The organism is Streptomyces sp. NPDC008238, assembly GCF_042956445.1.
GTDB lineage: Bacteria > Actinomycetota > Actinomycetes > Streptomycetales > Streptomycetaceae > Actinacidiphila.
Genome location: NZ_JBIBGK010000001.1, coordinates 819,739 through 835,092, shown reverse-complemented (window position 1 = coordinate 835,092; position 15,354 = coordinate 819,739). Strand labels below are relative to the sequence as shown.

The window sequence follows — 15,354 nt, the reverse complement described above, 5'->3', positions numbered from 1 at the left end:
GGATCGCAGCCCTCAGCCGACGCGACGGGCCCGTACGCCGTCGGCCTCGAAGTCGTAGACGTAGCGGTTGATCCGCAGGCCGTCGACCGCGCCGACCCAGTTGTAATCGCGGCCCTTGCCGACGGCGATGCTGTAGACGGTCGCCTGCGGAAGGGCGTTCCGCAGCGTCGTGAGGTTGCACGGGCTGGACTGGGTGCACAGGGGGGCCAGTTCGTTGCCCGAGAGGAACCACTCACCGGACACGGTGGTGGCGTCGAGGAACGCACTCCACTGATTCACCGGGGCGACGGCGGGCGGGACCCACACCATCGTGGAGTAGGTGTCGCCGGCGGTGAGCCGCGGGTTGATCTCGATCCTGATGTTCGGCAAGTTGCGGGTGCCCCCGTAGCCGACGTTCTCTCCGGTCTGGAAGACGTGGAACCCGAGCCTGGTCAGGTCCCGTACGCGGCTGCCGTAGAAGTCGAGCTCGTTGCCGAAGTCGACCTTCTCGCTCGGAGGAGCGAGCGAGGTGGAGTCGTCGGCCACCTCGATGCCGAGGCTGCCGTTGCCGTAGGGCGGCCTGGAGGCCGCGCCCGTGACGCCGAACGAGCCGAACGGGCCGTCCCGAAGGACCGCGACAGGAGAACCGATGGTGTTCCGGGTGATGACACCCCAGTGGTCGGAGCTTATGGAGTCCCCGGAGTGGCCGTCCGCGACGGCGAACCCCGACCCCGTCAGGGCCGAGGTGACGATCGTGGCCAGCGCAACGGCGACGAGCGTCCTTCCCCGGCTCAAGCCCATACGAACCTTCACAACCCATTCCTTCCGGTTGGCCGAAGGGTCAGATGTGCCGCCCCGGCCGGTTCCCGGCGCGGCGCACGGCACTGCGGCACGACACGGCGACGGTCGCGTCGTGACCCTTCGCGTTTCAGCAGAACGTGGTGCGTGCTTGTGGTTCGTGCGTGGGGCTGGGTACGAGGTCAGGGCCCGTGCAACGGGAGCCCGCGCTAGGGGCGGTCGGCCTCGGGGCCTCGGCCCCGAAACGCACAAGAAGACCGTTACATGCGGTCACGCGACACGCACTCTGGGTGAGCCGTTCGTCAGGTTGCGCCCCCTCACCGACGATTTTGACCACTAGGCGTTTGCCTAATGGATTTAGGTATGTGCATAATCCCCAACGGAAGAAGGGAGGCCCCCGTGCCACGCGTAGGACTCACCGCCGAACGCCTGACCAGGGCCGGGGCGGAACTCGCCGACGAGGTCGGCTTCGCCCAGGTCACCGTCTCGGCGCTCGCCGAACGGTTCGGCGTCAAGGTCGCCAGTCTGTACTCGCACGTCAGGAACTCGCAGGACCTGAAGACCCGGATCGCCCTGCTGGCCCTGGAGGAACTCGCCGACCGGGCCGCCGAGGCCCTGGCCGGACGCGCGGGCAAGGACGCGCTGGTGGCCTTCGCGAACGTGTACCGCGCCTACGCCCGCGAGCACCCGGGCCGCTACGCGGCCGCCCAGCTGAGGCTCGACCCGGAGACGGCGGCCGCGAGCGCCGGCGTCCGCCACGCCCAGATGACGCGGGCCATCCTGCGCGGCTACGACCTGCCCGAGCCGGACCAGACGCACGCCGTCCGTCTCCTCGGCAGCGTCTTCCACGGCTACGTCAGCCTCGAACTGGCAGGGGGCTTCGACCACACGCCGGTCGCCGCCGAGGAGTCGTGGGCGTGGGCGCTGGACTCGCTCGACGCCCTGCTGCGCGAGCGGCCGGCGGCGTCCTGAAGGCGCGCCACGTCCCCGGAACCACCCGCACGAACAGGCATCGGACCATGAACACGCACACCAATCTGATCATCACTCCCGTCACCGAGGAACTGCTGCGCGGCGCCCTCGACGTGGAGCGCACCCGCCACGGGCTGCTCCCGCACCGCCTGCCCGCCGCGGCGCGCCGGCAGATCCCGGACGAGCAACTGGCCACCGCGGAGGCGCAGCCCTCCGGCGTCCGGCTGGCCTTCCGCACCCGGGCCACCACCGTCGAACTGGACACGCTGCCCACCAAGCGCGTCTACCGGGGCTTCCCGCCACCGCCGGACGGCGTGTACGACCTGCTGGCCGACGGCCGTCTCGCCGCCCAGGCCACCGTGGCCGGCGGCAACGTCCGCGAGGTCACCGACATGGTCAGCCAGGCGTCCGAGCTGCACGAGGGACCGCACGGCACCGCCCGGTTCGGCGGACTTCCCCCGGGCGACAAGGACATCGAGATCTGGCTGCCCCACAACGAGATCACCGAGCTGATCGCTCTGCGCACCGACGCGCCGGTCGAGCCGCCGGCACCGCGGGACCGCAAGGTCTGGCTGCACCACGGCAGTTCCATCAGCCACGGCTCCAACGCCGCGCACCCGTCGGCCGTATGGCCCGCCCTGGCCGCCGCCGCGGGCGGCGTGGACCTGGTCAACCTCGGCTTCAGCGGCAGCGCGCTGCTGGATCCGTTCACCGCCCGGGCGATCCGCGACACCCCGGCCGACCTGATCAGCCTCAAGATCGGCATCAACATCGTCAACACCGACGCGATGCGCCTGCGGGCCTTCACCCCGGCGGTCCACGGCTTCCTCGACATCGTCCGCGAGGGGCACCCGACGGCGCCGCTGCTGGTCGTCTCCCCCATCCTCTGTCCGGTCCAGGAGGACACCCCGGGCCCGCTGGCGCCGGACTTCGACGGCGGCAGGCTGCGGTTCCGGGCCACCGGCGACCCGGCGGAACGCGCCGCGGGACGCCTGACCCTCAACGTCATCCGCGACGAGCTGGCCCGGATCGTCGCCCTCCGGGCGGCCGACGACCCCCATCTGCACCACCTCGACGGCCGCGAGCTGTACGGCACGGCCGACTACGCCGAGCTGCCGCTGCCCGACGAGGTCCACCCCGACCCCGCCGGTCACCGGCGCATCGGCGAGAACTTCGCCCGTCTGGTGTTCGCCGACGGCGGCGCCTTCGCCCCGGGCGGCCGCTGACGGCTTCCCCCGCCCCGTGCCATCGACGCCTCGCATCACGGGATGCGGTCCATCGATTTGCCGCACCCCGCTGCGCGATCCACCCTGGGCAGCGCAAGCCCCGGTCCGCCCCGCCGGAGCCCGGCGGGCCGCACGGCACGCCGCGCGGAACACGGCGAACACCGGAAAGGTGGAGGCGTGCGCACGGACCCCGTGCGGGGACGCGGCGTGAACGGCCTTCGGGCCGACCACGCCGGCCGCCGCCGGCACTCCGGCGCGCTCCCGGGCGGCGACGGCGCCATGCCGGAGGAAGGACTCCCCATGCACAAGCCCCCCGAGCGGTTCCGGCTCGACCCGGCCGGCCACCGTCTGCACGAGGACACCGCCCGCCTGCTGGCGGCGGGCCCGGCCACCCCCGTCGAACTGCCCGGGGGCGTCGCCGCCTGGTCGGTGACCCGGCACGACGTGCTGCGGCTGCTGACCGCCGACCACCGGGTGTCCCGCGACGCCCGGCAGCACTGGCCCGGACTCGGCGACGTGCCCGAGGACTGGCCGCTGGCGCGCTTCCTCGCCTCACCGACGGTGCTCAACGCCTACGGTTCCGACCACCGCAGGCTGCGCGCCGTCATGGAGCGCGCCTTCACCCCCGGACGGACGGCCGTGCTGGGCGCGAACCTCCGGCACAGGACGGCCGGCTACCTGGAGGCGCTCGGGACGCCCGGGTCCGGGGACACCGTCGACATCCGCGCCCGGTACGCCCGGGTCGTCGCGAGCGAGACGCTGTGCGACCTGTTCGGCGTACCCGAGGACCGCTGGGAACGGGCAGTGCGGGCGATGGGCGCCCTGCTGGAGCCGCCTCCCGATCCCGTGGCCGCGGCAGCCGCGACGGACGAGGCCATGGCCTTCTGGGCCGCGCTGCTCGCCGAGAAGACGCGCACGCCCGGCGACGACATGGCGACGACGCTGGCCCGGGCCCCGGACATGTCCGACGAGGAACGGGTCCTGGCCCTCGCCGTCACCGTCGCCGGAGGCGTCCCCTCGGCCACGGACCTCATCACCAACGCGGTCATCGGCCTGTTGCGCCACCCGGAGCAGCTGAGGGACGTCCTCACCGGCGCCGTGCCGTGGCCGGCGGTCGTCGAGGAGACCCTGCGTGCCGACTCCCCGGTGCAGCACATGCCGCTGCGGTACGCCGTGGAGGACATCGACCTCGGCGAGGGAGTGCTGATCCGCCGCGGCGAGGCGATCGTCATGGGCTTCGGCGCCGGCGGCCGCGACCCGCGCCGGCACCCGGAGGACGCGGACGCCTACGACGTCCACCGGCGCGACAAGGACCACCTCGCCTTCGGCCACGGCGTGCACCGCTGCGTCGGCGAACCCCTCGGACGACTGGAGGCCGCAGCCGCCCTCCCCGCCCTGTTCGAGCGCTTCCCGGGCCTGCGCCCCGCGGTGCCGCTGGAGGAGCTGAGACCCCTGCCGACCTTCGTCTTCAACGGAAGGACGGAACTGCCGGTCCGCCTGTAGAACCGAGCGGCTCCCCCGGCCGCGGCCGGGAGGGAGAGAGGTGGGACCCGTGGCGCACAGGAGTTCCGTGAAGATCGTCGAGGCGTTCTGGGAGGAGGTCTGGAACGGCCACGACGCCGACCGGATCGACGACTTCGTGACCGAGGACTTCGTCCTCACCCAGCCCGGCGGTTCGGTCGAGGGCCGGGAGAACTTCAAGGCGTGGTTCAGCGCCTTCCTGGGCCAGGTCGACGACCTGAGGATCGAGGTCGTCGAGACCTTCCAGAACGAGGACGGGAGCCGGGTGGCGTCGCGCTGGATCGTGCACGGTAGGAACAACGGGCTCCTGGGCACCGAACCCGACGGACGGCCGGTCTCCTTCTCCGGCACGGCCGTCTGGGCGGTGCGCGAGGACGGCAGGCTGCGGCACAACTGGGTGGAACGCTCGACCTGGGAGCTGTACCAGCAGCTCACGGGCGCCTCGGAGCGCTGAGACGTCCGCTCGTCGTAGCGCCGTCAGATGCCGGACCCGGCCCCGGGCCCACGGTCCGCCGCGGAAGCCGCGGCCGCCACGGCGGGCCGGCCGGCGGCGGACACGGGCTCGGACTCGGGCTCGGGCTCGGACACGGGCTCGGGCGCGGACGGCGCCACGACCGCGGGCCTGCGCACGACGGCCCCCGAGACGGCCGCCAGCAGTGCGAGCACGACCACCGCGGCGCCGTAGACGGTCGCCGTGTCGTGCAGGCCGAAGGAGGGCACGGCGAGCCCGGCCAGCACGGCGGGGACGCTCAGGGCGAGGTAGCTCACGACGTAGACGGACGCGAACAGTTCCGCCCGCTCCGTGGGCCGGGCCAGTGCCGCCAGGGAGCGGAAGGCGCCGAGGAAGGCGGCCCCGAAGCCGAAGCCGGCGATCCCGGTCCCGGCGAAGAACAGTGCCGTCGAGGGTCCGGCGAGCGCCAGCAGGGTGAGCCCGGTGCCCACGGCGAGCACCGCCGAGCCGCCGGCCATCATCCGCCGCGGCGTGACGTCCCGGACGACCAGCGAGGCGACGGCCGCCACCCCGAAGAGGGTGGTCACGACCAGGCCGCCGACCAGGTGGCTGCCGAGGTGCAGCACCCCGGCGGTCAGGGAGGGGCCGAGGGCGAGGTACAGGCCGCCCATCGCCCAGGTGGCGACGAGGCAGGGGGTCGCCGCCAGGAAGGTCCGGCGGGCCTGCGCGGGCACGGCCGCCCTGGGCCGCAGCGAGGCCCAGGCCCCCGGGCGCGGCGAGACGGGATCGGGCAGGAACAGCACGAGCGCCGCCAGCACCACGAACACCGCGGCCAGCAGGGCGAAGACCAGGTGGGTGGGGGCCGGGGCGTACTGCACCAGCAGGCCCGCGCCGAGCGCGCCGGCGGCGAGTCCGGTGGCCGGGGCCGCGGTGTTCAGCAGGGAGCCGAGGGGCGAGGTGGGCGACGGCTGCAGGTCGATGAGCCCCGCGCTGATGGCGCCGGCCGCCGCGCCCGTCGCCACGCCCTGGAGGATGCGGGCCAGGAACAGCGCGCCGACGCCGTCCGCGGCGAGGAAGACGACCATGGCCGCGGCCTCGACGACCAGCGCGGCGAGGAGCACCGGGCGCCGGCCGACGTGGTCGGAGAGTCCTCCGACGGTCAGCAGCGCCACCAGCAGCGCGAGCACGTAGACCGCGAAGACCGTGGTGAGCACGATCGACGAGAAGCCCCATTGGTGCTGGTAGACCACGTAGAGCGGGGACGGCGCGCTGGATGCGGCCAGGAAGGCGAGCAGGGTCGCGGCGAGCGACCAGAAGCCGGCCGGACGTGGCATCCGCCGCGCGGGGCGCTGGGTGGGCATGGCGGTACTCCGAATGGTTCCAAAAATATCGAACCATGCGAGGGTAAGCGCACACCCGGCGATTGTTCAACTATTATCGAACCATGACTGGAGCCCCGCGGGAGCTGCCGCACCCCGACACCGTGGACCTGGTGCTGACCGACGTGCTCTTCGCGCTGAGCGACCCCTCGCGGCTGGACCTCGTGCGCCGCCTGGCCGACCGGCCCCTGGAGGGTTCGGCCTGCCAGCCCGTCAAGGGCGAGATCCCCAAGTCCACCCTCTCCCACCACCTCAAGACGCTCCGCGAGGCCGGGGTCATCCGCAACGACCCGCACGGCCGGCAGCGCCTGGTCAGCCTGCGCCGCGAGGACCTGGAGAGCCGCTTCCCCGGGCTGATCGGCGCCGTCCTCGACGAGCCGGGCGCCGCACCACCCGGCCCGGTCGACCTCTGACGGGGGCCGCTCAGCCGGCCACCGGCGACGGGCGGGAGGCCGCCCCCGCGTTCCCCGCCTCCCGGTAGAAGATGTCGATGTCGACCTCCTCGCCGCCGACGGTGACGGTGTCCCACGGGCCGCTGTCCCGCAGGGCGCGCAGCGTCTCGCTCCCGAGCCCCTCCAGCCGCTCCCGCAGGACGGCGTCGTCGGGCATCCCGGGGATGCGCGGGGCCAGCCGTTCCCGGATGGCGCGGAGCTGCTCCATCAGCGCGTCGACGTCCGCCTCCCGGTCCGGCTCGCCCGCCGCGGACTCCTCGATGCTCCGCGCGATCTTGTCCTTGATCGCCTGGCCCACGCCGTTCTCGTCGGTGGTGATCATCGCGTTCCAGGCGCGGCTCTTGTGCCGGTACTGCAGCATCGACATCGCCGCCTCGTGGCGTACGAAGTCCGCGTCGCGCAGCGCCCTGCCGCGCCAGGTGCCGCTGAGCGTGCGGGCGAGCGAGATCGCCGAGGCGAGACCGCTGTTCAGGCCCCGCCCGGGCCAGAAGTGGATGGCGTTGGCGGCGTCCCCGAGCAGGAACCCGTACGTCCCCGGGCCGGCCGCGGTCGCCGGGTGCAGGCGGGCAGTGAAGCGGGGGCGCTGCACCATGTCCAGCCGGAAGGCGGTGATCGCGCTCAGGTCCTCCTCGTCGACGTCGAAGAGCGTCAGCCCCTCCTTGACGCGCTGCCAGAGCGCCGACCCCTTGATCAGGGCGGGCAGGAAGAACGTGCTGTGGGTGGAGCAGTGGAAGTCCCCGTGACCGTCGCGGCTCATCACGCAGGGGCGGGAGGCGATGCACTGCTCGAAGACCTGCCGCACGGGGTCGATCCCGACGACCTCCCGCGCCTCGGCGTCGGTCAGCCGCATGTTCAGGAAGCCCTCGCCGCGCAGGGAGTTGAGGAGGAACCGGTTCTGCGCGACGGTCAGCAGCACGGTCGTGGGGTCGGAGAGTTTGGACCGCACGCGCAGGCCCAGCACCACGTCCTGGAGGTGCTCGCCGTCGAGCGAGTAGATGGAGGTGTCGGCGGTCCCGAACCGTGCGGCGAAGTGCTCGCGCGTACGCGACCGGCCGCCCTCGCAGATCGCCAGCACGTGGTCCCCGGCGACCGTCTCCTGCTGCTCGGCCGCGTCGAACCGGGCGGGGACCAGGCGGATGCGGTCGCGCTTGGCGTTCGCCAGGTCCAGCAGCGTGTCCTCGACGTAGGCGATGCGTATGTTGCGCGGGTTGAATCCGCGGATCGAGTCCGGGCCCGCGGGCCACATCTCGGTGTACGTGCCCTCCGCGAAGAGCCGGTCCTGCACGTCCTGGGGGAGGTTGAGGTACTGCCGGCTCTGCACCGTCACGACCTGCTGCCGGCGGACGTTGCCCTGGCCCTCGTCCTTCCAGACGACGCGGTCCCCCTCCTGGGTCCAGCGGCCGTCGTAGACGGTGAGAAAGACCCGCCGGCCCATCAGGTTCTCCAGCAGGAGGGCGAACGCCAGCCCCACCGGACCGCCGCCCGCCACGGTCACCTTCAGCACCGGCCCGGGCTCCTCCGGCTCCGCCGGCGGCATCAGCGCCTCCAGCAGCGAGAGGTCGAGGATGGTCTCCATCGCGTCGGCGGCCTCGAAGCCGAAGGTCTCGTCCCCGATGACGATCTCGTCGCCGGGCTGCAGCACGTGCGAGGTCACGTGCTCCCCGTTGACCCGCGTCCCGTTGCTGCTCCCCCGGTCGTAGAGCACGAAGCCATGCCCCTCGCGGCGCACCTCCGCGTGCAGGCGGGAGACGCTGACGCTGGCGATCACCACCGTGTTCCCGGCCTTGCGCCCGAACGTGACGGGCTTGTCGCCGATCCCGAACCTCTCCCCTGCCAGCGAGCCTCGACGACCGACTATCTCAGGAGGCATTGGTCCCTCATCTCCACGTGTCAACGAACCCCGGGGTACGCACGCACAGTCCCTGGCTGCCCACCCCGCCCACCGCGGGAAACACCCCCGGGGCAAGACGACGCGGAACCACCCTCCGCCGGGTCGCCGGCTACGACCGGACGGCCCGGCCGCCTCCGTCATCCGTCGGATTGACGCACCGCGGGAACCCGCCGCCGGGAGAGCGAGAGCCTGCGCCCCGCACGATCGACACCGGTCACGACGACGGTGATCCGTTCGCCGGTCCTGACGGCGTCCTCCGGCGCGTCCACCGGCGGGTCGGCGAGCTCCCGGAGGTGCACCAGGCCCCCGACCCCGTCAGCGACCTCGACGAAGGCACCGAACGGGACCAGCTTGGTGACCCGCCCGCGCAACGTCCGGCCCACGGCCGTCCGTTCGGCGAACTCCGCGAAGGGGTCCGGCCCGGTCGCCCGCAGGGACAGCCGCGCCTCGCCGTGCGTCGTGTCGAAGTGGATGAACTCACAGGTGACGCGCTCCCCGACCCGGACGATCTCCGTGGGGTCCGCGAAGTGGCGCCAGGAGAGTTCGGGATGGGTGATGAACCCCACGCCGGGGAAGACCGGATGGGCCGGCCCCTCGTCGAGCGCCACGAACACCCCGAACCGCTCGATCGACGCGATCGTGCCGGTCATCCACGCGCCCGGGCGCAGTGACGCGAGGAACGACCACAACTCGGGGTGCAGGGTGGCGGCCGTCGACAGCAGGACCTCTGCCCCGTCCACGTCGACGGACGTCACCCGAGCGGTGATCCGCTGCCCGGGCTCGATCACCGGAGTCCGGATCCAGGACAGGTCCAGCGGGCCCACCGTCCCCAGCGGACGCGCGGGAAAACCGTCCAGGGTCACCGTCACCCCGCGGCGCGTGGCCTCCGCCGCCGTCCCGCCGCAGAGGTCACCCACGCGGATCCCGTTCAAGAACTCCCTGCATGCCCGGTCGTCGGACGGTTCACCCATGCGGGACAGTCTGGCCGCCCGACGCCGCGGTCGGCGAGCCCCTGCGCGCGACCGTGCCGACCGCGACCGCGTTCGCGGCGACGATCACGAACGTGGCCGCCCACGCGGCCGCGTCGAGGTGCTGGTCGAGGACGAACAGGCCGACGAGCGCGGCGAAGACCGGGTTCACGCTCATGAAGACGCCGAAGAAGTGCGGCGGCACCCGGCGGAGCGTCAGCAGGTCGGACAGGAAGGGCACGGCGGAGGAGAGGATCCCGGCGGTCACGGCGCAGACCAGGGCGGTGGGGGTGGGGGGATGCCACCACAGGGCCAGTGCGCCGGCGGGCACGTACGCCGCGCCGGAGACGGCGGCGGCCGCGGCCGGGCCCTGCAGTCCCGGGAGCCGTCCGCCGACGACGCGGTTGAGGGCGATGTAGCAGGCCCAGCACGCCGCGGCGACCAGCGCGAGGCCGATGCCCGGGCAGTCGGTGGAGGGTTCGGGCCGGGTCAGGACGACCACGGCCGCGGCAACGGCCAGCGCGCAGAGCACGTCGGTGCGGCGGCGGGAGCCGATCAGGGCCACGGACAGCGGCCCCAGGAACTCCAGCGTGACGGCGAGGCCCAGGCCGATGCGGTCGACGGCGGTGTAGAGGGAGAGGTTCATCGCCGCGAAGACCACCGCCAGGGCCAGGACCGGCCGCCACTGCGCGGCGGTGAAGGACCGCATCCGGGGCCGTCCCGCCCCGCACAGCACCGCCGCGGCCACCCACTGGCGGACCGCCACCACGCCCAGCGGCCCGATCACCGGGAACGCCAGGGCGGCGACGGACGCGCCGACCTGGTTGGACAGCCCGCTGCCCAGCATCAGCGCCACCCCGCCGAGGCGTCCCGCACGCCGGCCGGGCGTCCCGGCCCGCGCCGTTCCGGCCGCGTCCGCCGCGAGGTCGCCGGAGGTCTCCGTCGTCATGCGGGCCACTGTCCCGCCCCGGGCGGCCGTACGCGAAATGCATGTGCCGCACCATCGATACGCTGGACGCATGGACGAGCATCGTGGCGGAACCGCCGGGCTGGAGCTGCGGCACCTGCGCTGCCTGGTCGCGATCGTCGACGCGGGAAGCTTCACGGACGCCGCCATCGACCTCGGGATCTCCCAGGCGGCGGTGTCCCGGAACCTGCTGGCCCTGGAGCGCGTGCTCGGCACCCGGCTGCTGCACCGCACCAGCCGTACGGTCGCGCCCACCACCGCGGGCGTGCAGGTCCTCGCCCGCGCCCGGGTCCTGTTGGCCGGCGCCGACGAGCTGGTCAGGGAGGCCGCCACCGGTCACACCCGCCTGCGCGTCGGCCACGCCTGGTCCGCCTTCGGCCGCCGCACGACCGAGTTCCAGCGCGTCTGGCGCGACCGGCACCCGGACGTCGAACTCCAGCTGATCCGGCACAACACCCCCACCGCGGGGCTCGCCGAGGGTCTGTGCGACCTCGCGGTCGTCCGCGCCCCGGTCGACCTGGACCGCTGGTCCAACGCCCTGGCCGGCCACGAACCCCGCTGCGTGGCCCTCGCCGCGGACGACCCCTGGGCGCGGCGCCGCAGCGTCCGGCTGGCCGAGATCGCCGGCCGCACGCTGGTCGTCGACCGGCGCACCGGCACGACCAGCCCGCAGCTGTGGCCGGAGGACGGAAGGCCGGCCGTCGAGTACACCCACGACATCGACGACTGGCTCGCGGCGATCGCCACCGGCCGCCGCGTCGGTGTCACACCGGAGTCCACCTCCGCGCAGTACCGCCGCGACGGCATCGTGTACCGCCCGCTGCGCGACGCCGCCCCGGTGCCCGTGCGTCTCATCTGGCGCCGGCACGACCCGCACCCCGCCACGCACGCGGCCGTCGCGCTGGCCATGGAGCTCTACGGCGCTGCCGGCTGACGCCACCGCGGCACCCCCAAGACCTCTGGCCAGGGGTCCCGCGGCGTCATCCGTTCGGAGCAGCGGGGCGGCGGTGCCGCGGCCCTCGTCGCGGGGTCGCGACGACGGCGTGACCAGGAGCGCGACGGGCGGGGGGCGTTCACTCGATTTGCGTTCGACGCGGCCGGGAGGACGATATCGGACGGAGCCCGTTTCATCCGGTCCGGCCGGCGGACCAGCGTCCACCGGCCGTTGTCCGCGCCCCCGCCGGCGCGACGACCGCACGGAAGGGAGCAGCCGTGTTGATATCCGCCGTCCTCGTCCCGCTCATCATGCTCGCCGCCGTCCTGGCGCCCAACTGGTACCAGGCGTGGAAGGCGTACAGCGAATCGGTCCGGCTGCCCGTGCCCGCCCCGGATCCCTCCGACGCCGAGGTGCCCGCCGGCCGCCGGGGCCGGTGGTCGTCGGAGCTCTCGCGGCTGCGGAACCGCCGGCCGCAGGACTGAGCGGCACGCGCCGCCTCAGTGCCCGCGGTGGTACTCGGCGACGGCGGTGAAGGCCTCCTTGGGCTCCCACGGCGTCCCCGGGTACGTGGTCCCCGTGCGGTCCTCGAGGACCTTGACGAGGCCGTAGCTCGCCAGGTCCAGGTCCTCGCGGGGATCGCCGCCGGGGCGGTGCGGATAATCGCGGAGCGCGAAGGTGAACACGAAGGTGGTGTCGACCCCGCCGGCGTCGAACGCCTCCAGCAGCTCACGCAGGTACGCCGCCTGGCCCGCCTCGTCGCGGGCGTGGACGCCGTTCAGCCGCAGGGGGGCGCGGGTCCGCGGGTCGTACTCGACGACCTCCAGCCCGCGCGCGCCGGCGTCACCGGCGCCCTCGTAGGTCGCCGCGCCGAACTCGGTGACGGCGACCGGCTTCCCCTGGGCGACGATGTCGCGGACGCCGTCGGCGAAGCGGTCGGCGATCGCGGCCGACCGGTAGAGGTCCAGGGACACGAAGTCGAACGGGGCCCAGTCCACGCGCTCCAGCGGCACGGCGGCGTAGGTGACCTTGCCGGCGAAGCGCTCCCGGACCAGGGCCACGGCCTTGCCGAGGAAGGCACCCACCCGCTCGCCGGCCAGGGCGATGTGCTCGCGCGCACGGTCCGGTCGGGCCAGCAGGGCCACCCGTTCCCCGGTGCTGTCGCCGGGCAGGAACCCCTTGTTCATCAGGCTGAGTTCGGCGCCGGTCACGAACACGACCTCGGCGCCCCGGCGCCGGAGCCGTTCCGCGCGCTCGGCGCAGTCGGCGAACAGCGACAGCATCTCGTCCTCGGTCAGTTCGAGCGGGTACGGCGAGAACCAGACCTCGAGCCCGAGTTCCGCGGCGTACCCCGCGGTGAGTTCCATCCGGTCCGGATCACCGCCCATGACGCGGACCGCGTCGCAGTGCAGTTCGTCCCGGATGACGCGCAGGTCGCGCCTCACCACGTCCGGGTCGAAGTCCTTGTGCCCGATCTGTCCGCCGAAGACGAACCCGGTGTCGTAACTGATGCCCTTGGCGCGCATGCGTCGCCCTCTCACCTCAAGGATTTACGGTACGGCTCGTACCTTAGTTGTCGCACTGCCGGGTCGGCAACGAGAATGGGAAGGTACGTGCCGTACCGATGAGGGGAGAGGCCGTGCCAGCGGACCCCACGGGCCAGACACGCCGGCGCGGAGCGGCGCTGGAGGAGGCGATCCTCGCCGCCGCCGTGGACGAGCTCACGGAGTCCGGGTACGCCGGGCTGACGATGGACAGGGTCGCCGCCCGGGCCGGGACCAACAAGAACGCGCTCTACCGCCGCTGGCCGCACCGACTCGCCCTGGGGATCGCCGCCTACCGGCGCATGACGACGTCCGTCCCCCTCCCCGACACGGGCGATCTGCGCGAGGACGTACTGGAGTTGCTGCGCGGGGCGAACCGCCACTGGAGTTCGCCGCTCGGCGCGGTCCTGCGCGAACTGCTCGCCGCGGCCGGCGGCACCGCGGAACTCCTGGGGCAGTTGCAGGACCAGTCCGGCGACGCCGTCGCCGCCCCGTGGCTGACCGTCCTGGGCCGCGCGGTCGCCCGGGGCGAGGCCGCGCCCGAGGCGCTCCACCCCAGGGTCGCCACCGTGGCGGTCGTCCTGCTGCGCAACGAGTTCGTCGTGCGCGGAGTGCCGACGGCGCCGGACGACGTCCTCGTCGAGATCGTCGACGAGGTGTACCTGCCCCTGGTACGCCGCCGCGGCCCCGCCCCCGCCCCCGCCCCGGACCGCTGACGCTCAGGTGCGCGGGGCGGCGTCCCGCGTCGTGGCGGCCCATGTGACGGCGAAGTACCTGAGGCGTTCGTCCTGTCCCGTCGGCCGCATGCCGGCGGCCGTCATGACGTGGTGGGACGCGGTGTTGTCCAGGTCGGCGCCGCCCTTCACCCGGGTGACGCCACGCGCCCGCGCGAACAGCAGCAGTCCGCGCAGGGCTTCGGAGGCGTACCCGCTGCCGCGGGCCGACGGGACGAGGCCGTAGCCGATGGCGACGTCGCCGTGCTCGTCCGGGGGACCGTGGAAGCCGATACCGCCGATCGCGCGGCCGTCGTCACGGAGCCGGATCTCGTAGTTGCCGAACGGGCGGGGATCGCCGGCGCCCGCGCAGGTGTCCAGCAGGCGCCTGGCGGCGAACACGTCCCCTTCGGCCGGGTACCCGGGTGCCCAGCGGGCGTCGTCGCCCGGCTCGCCCGCCAGCAGTCGCCCGGCCTCGTCGGCGGTCATCGGATGCAGCACCAGCCGCGCAGTCACAAGATCGTCCATGACACGCAGGGATACCAGGGGGGACGCCCGGCCCGCACCGGGTTATCCGGGTGGCAGCGGGCCGGGCCACGGCCCGGGCTCGTCGAGGAAGCCGGCCACGACACGGTTGAACAGGGCCGCGTTCTCCCGGAACATCAGGTGGCTGCCGCCTCGGCCGCCGAGAAGACGTGGGCCCGCGCGCCCGGGATGAGGGAGGCGACCCACTCGGTCGTGCCGGGCGGGAAGAAGCTCAGCTCGCCCCCGATGACGAGGGTGGGGACGTCGATCCTCGGCAGGACGTCCCGCCAGTCGCCGCCCCAGTGGTCCAGGTGCAGCGTGGCGGCGTGTCGGGGCGGGAGGAGGCGGTTCTGCGCCACCAGCCACTCCACCTCCGCGTCCGGCAGGGACGGGCCGTGCAGCATGCCGACGAGGGTGCGGGAGGTCGCGGCGGCGCTCTCGGGCGTCCCCCGCAGCCCGGTGGTGATGTCCCGGGACATCTCCGGGGTGAACACCGCCGAGGGATGCCCCTCGTCCCCGCCGCCGAGGGCCGAGGAGATCACGGGCGGCTGGTCGACCAGGACGAGGCGGGCGATCCGCTCGCCGCCGAAGAGGTCCCAGTAGGACCACACGACCGGGCAGCCCATGGAGTGGGCGAGCAGGCTCACGTCCCGCAGGGCCAAAGCCTCCAGGAGTTGTGGAGGTCCATCGCCAGCCGGGCGATCCGGTAGCCGTGGCCGGGCCTCCCGGACCGGCCGTGCCCGCGGTGGTCCGGCGCGACCACACGGCGGCGGCCGCTGCTCAGGCCGTCGATCTGCGGGCCGAACTCGGCGGCGCTCTGCGCGAATCCCGGAACGAGGACGAGCGGTTCCCCGGCGCCCGCCTCCGTGTAGCGCAGGCGCACTCCGTCGTTGGTGACCACCTCGCCCTCGCGGCGTTCCGCGGGCGGGGGGCCGGCCGTCACGTCGTCCAGGGTTCGTTCGCCGCCCATGGCAATCGTGCGCCGCCCCTGCGACGCCTTTCCACCCTGGGCCCCCGGCGAGGTATGAAGGGAA

Annotated in this window: 17 protein-coding genes; 8 read left to right on the top strand and 9 right to left on the bottom strand. The window is 73.5% G+C overall.

What is annotated here, in order from left to right:
- Positions 1-12: 12 nt before the first annotated feature.
- Complete coding sequence (locus ACFZAU_RS03890; RefSeq protein WP_500551120.1) at positions 13-780, bottom strand: hypothetical protein; 768 nt, start codon at positions 778-780, stop codon at positions 13-15.
- 396 nt (positions 781-1,176) lie between these two features.
- On the opposite strand from ACFZAU_RS03890, the gene ACFZAU_RS03885 reads away from it, so the two are divergent.
- The 4 genes from ACFZAU_RS03885 to ACFZAU_RS03870 all read left to right on the top strand — a co-directional run bounded on the left by ACFZAU_RS03885 (position 1,177) and on the right by ACFZAU_RS03870 (position 4,950).
- Complete coding sequence (locus ACFZAU_RS03885) at positions 1,177-1,749, top strand: TetR/AcrR family transcriptional regulator (RefSeq protein ID WP_500463978.1); 573 nt, start codon at positions 1,177-1,179, stop codon at positions 1,747-1,749.
- Positions 1,750-1,796: 47 nt separating this feature from the next.
- Positions 1,797-2,975: a GDSL-type esterase/lipase family protein gene (locus ACFZAU_RS03880; RefSeq protein ID WP_500550936.1), complete on the top strand. Its 1,179-nt coding sequence runs from the start codon at positions 1,797-1,799 to the stop codon at positions 2,973-2,975.
- Between the two features lie 177 nt (positions 2,976-3,152).
- Entirely contained in the window at positions 3,153-4,478 is a 1,326-nt protein-coding gene (locus ACFZAU_RS03875; protein ID WP_500550935.1) for a cytochrome P450, read from the top strand.
- Between the two features lie 49 nt (positions 4,479-4,527).
- Positions 4,528-4,950 (top strand): ester cyclase, encoded by a 423-nt coding sequence (locus ACFZAU_RS03870; RefSeq protein ID WP_500550934.1) that lies wholly within the window; start codon positions 4,528-4,530, stop codon positions 4,948-4,950.
- Positions 4,951-4,973: 23 nt separating this feature from the next.
- Here ACFZAU_RS03870 and ACFZAU_RS03865 read toward each other — a convergent pair whose 3' ends face one another.
- Positions 4,974-6,308, bottom strand: a complete 1,335-nt coding sequence (locus ACFZAU_RS03865; protein ID WP_500550933.1) for an MFS transporter — start codon at positions 6,306-6,308, stop codon at positions 4,974-4,976.
- Between the two features lie 83 nt (positions 6,309-6,391).
- Between ACFZAU_RS03865 and ACFZAU_RS03860 the strand changes: the two genes are divergently transcribed.
- Entirely contained in the window at positions 6,392-6,739 is a 348-nt protein-coding gene (locus ACFZAU_RS03860) for an ArsR/SmtB family transcription factor (RefSeq protein WP_499601018.1), read from the top strand.
- A 10-nt stretch (positions 6,740-6,749) separates the two neighbouring features.
- On the opposite strand, the gene ACFZAU_RS03855 is transcribed toward ACFZAU_RS03860, so the two are convergent.
- The 3 genes from ACFZAU_RS03855 to ACFZAU_RS03845 all read right to left on the bottom strand — a co-directional run bounded on the left by ACFZAU_RS03855 (position 6,750) and on the right by ACFZAU_RS03845 (position 10,484).
- A complete protein-coding gene (locus ACFZAU_RS03855; protein ID WP_500550932.1) occupies positions 6,750-8,648 on the bottom strand; it encodes an FHA domain-containing protein in 1,899 nt (632 codons plus the stop codon).
- Positions 8,649-8,806: 158 nt separating this feature from the next.
- Positions 8,807-9,640: a S1 RNA-binding domain-containing protein gene (locus ACFZAU_RS03850; RefSeq protein WP_500550931.1), complete on the bottom strand. Its 834-nt coding sequence runs from the start codon at positions 9,638-9,640 to the stop codon at positions 8,807-8,809.
- Positions 9,633-10,484 carry an EamA family transporter gene (locus ACFZAU_RS03845; RefSeq protein WP_500551119.1) on the bottom strand — a complete coding sequence of 284 codons (852 nt, stop codon included), beginning with the start codon at positions 10,482-10,484 and terminating at the stop codon, positions 9,633-9,635. Before ACFZAU_RS03845 ends, ACFZAU_RS03850 begins: the two co-directional genes overlap by 8 nt.
- Positions 10,485-10,656: 172 nt before the next feature.
- Between ACFZAU_RS03845 and ACFZAU_RS03840 the strand changes: the two genes are divergently transcribed.
- Positions 10,657-11,538 carry a LysR family transcriptional regulator gene (locus tag ACFZAU_RS03840; RefSeq protein ID WP_500550930.1) on the top strand — a complete coding sequence of 294 codons (882 nt, stop codon included), beginning with the start codon at positions 10,657-10,659 and terminating at the stop codon, positions 11,536-11,538.
- A gap of 278 nt (positions 11,539-11,816) precedes the next feature.
- Positions 11,817-12,023, top strand: coding sequence for a hypothetical protein (locus tag ACFZAU_RS03835; RefSeq protein WP_500550929.1), 207 nt, complete (start codon positions 11,817-11,819; stop codon positions 12,021-12,023).
- A gap of 15 nt (positions 12,024-12,038) precedes the next feature.
- On the opposite strand, the gene ACFZAU_RS03830 is transcribed toward ACFZAU_RS03835, so the two are convergent.
- Positions 12,039-13,064 (bottom strand): hypothetical protein, encoded by a 1,026-nt coding sequence (locus ACFZAU_RS03830; RefSeq protein WP_500550928.1) that lies wholly within the window; start codon positions 13,062-13,064, stop codon positions 12,039-12,041.
- A gap of 113 nt (positions 13,065-13,177) precedes the next feature.
- On the opposite strand from ACFZAU_RS03830, the gene ACFZAU_RS03825 reads away from it, so the two are divergent.
- The gene (locus tag ACFZAU_RS03825; protein WP_500550927.1) at positions 13,178-13,798 is read left to right on the top strand and encodes a TetR/AcrR family transcriptional regulator; all 621 of its coding nucleotides are present in this window, start codon (positions 13,178-13,180) and stop codon (positions 13,796-13,798) included.
- A gap of 3 nt (positions 13,799-13,801) precedes the next feature.
- Here ACFZAU_RS03825 and ACFZAU_RS03820 read toward each other — a convergent pair whose 3' ends face one another.
- The 3 genes from ACFZAU_RS03820 to ACFZAU_RS03810 all read right to left on the bottom strand — a co-directional run bounded on the left by ACFZAU_RS03820 (position 13,802) and on the right by ACFZAU_RS03810 (position 15,290).
- The gene (locus ACFZAU_RS03820; protein ID WP_500550926.1) at positions 13,802-14,323 is read right to left on the bottom strand and encodes a GNAT family N-acetyltransferase; all 522 of its coding nucleotides are present in this window, start codon (positions 14,321-14,323) and stop codon (positions 13,802-13,804) included.
- Between the two features lie 134 nt (positions 14,324-14,457).
- On the bottom strand, positions 14,458-14,967 hold the full coding sequence (locus tag ACFZAU_RS03815) for an alpha/beta hydrolase (protein WP_500550925.1): 510 nt from the start codon (positions 14,965-14,967) through the stop codon (positions 14,458-14,460).
- The gene (locus tag ACFZAU_RS03810) at positions 14,964-15,290 is read right to left on the bottom strand and encodes an alpha/beta fold hydrolase (protein WP_500550924.1); all 327 of its coding nucleotides are present in this window, start codon (positions 15,288-15,290) and stop codon (positions 14,964-14,966) included. The genes ACFZAU_RS03815 and ACFZAU_RS03810 overlap by 4 nt, the downstream gene beginning before the upstream one ends.
- Between the last annotated feature and the right edge of the window lie 64 nt (positions 15,291-15,354).

What these genes read in the sequence shown, in the direction of transcription:
- ACFZAU_RS03890 (WP_500551120.1), bottom strand. Translation starts at nt 780, where the DNA reads ATGGGCTTGAGCCGGGGAAGGACGCTCGTCGCCGTTGCGCTGGCCACG.
- ACFZAU_RS03880 (WP_500550936.1), top strand. Translation starts at nt 1,797, where the DNA reads ATGAACACGCACACCAATCTGATCATCACTCCCGTCACCGAGGAACTG.
- ACFZAU_RS03865 (WP_500550933.1), bottom strand. Translation starts at nt 6,308, where the DNA reads ATGCCCACCCAGCGCCCCGCGCGGCGGATGCCACGTCCGGCCGGCTTC.
- ACFZAU_RS03860 (WP_499601018.1), top strand. Translation starts at nt 6,392, where the DNA reads ATGACTGGAGCCCCGCGGGAGCTGCCGCACCCCGACACCGTGGACCTG.
- ACFZAU_RS03855 (WP_500550932.1), bottom strand. Translation starts at nt 8,648, where the DNA reads ATGCCTCCTGAGATAGTCGGTCGTCGAGGCTCGCTGGCAGGGGAGAGG.
- ACFZAU_RS03850 (WP_500550931.1), bottom strand. Translation starts at nt 9,640, where the DNA reads ATGGGTGAACCGTCCGACGACCGGGCATGCAGGGAGTTCTTGAACGGG.
- ACFZAU_RS03845 (WP_500551119.1), bottom strand. Translation starts at nt 10,484, where the DNA reads ATGCTGGGCAGCGGGCTGTCCAACCAGGTCGGCGCGTCCGTCGCCGCC.
- ACFZAU_RS03840 (WP_500550930.1), top strand. Translation starts at nt 10,657, where the DNA reads ATGGACGAGCATCGTGGCGGAACCGCCGGGCTGGAGCTGCGGCACCTG.
- ACFZAU_RS03830 (WP_500550928.1), bottom strand. Translation starts at nt 13,064, where the DNA reads ATGCGCGCCAAGGGCATCAGTTACGACACCGGGTTCGTCTTCGGCGGA.
- ACFZAU_RS03820 (WP_500550926.1), bottom strand. Translation starts at nt 14,323, where the DNA reads ATGGACGATCTTGTGACTGCGCGGCTGGTGCTGCATCCGATGACCGCC.
- ACFZAU_RS03810 (WP_500550924.1), bottom strand. Translation starts at nt 15,290, where the DNA reads ATGGGCGGCGAACGAACCCTGGACGACGTGACGGCCGGCCCCCCGCCC.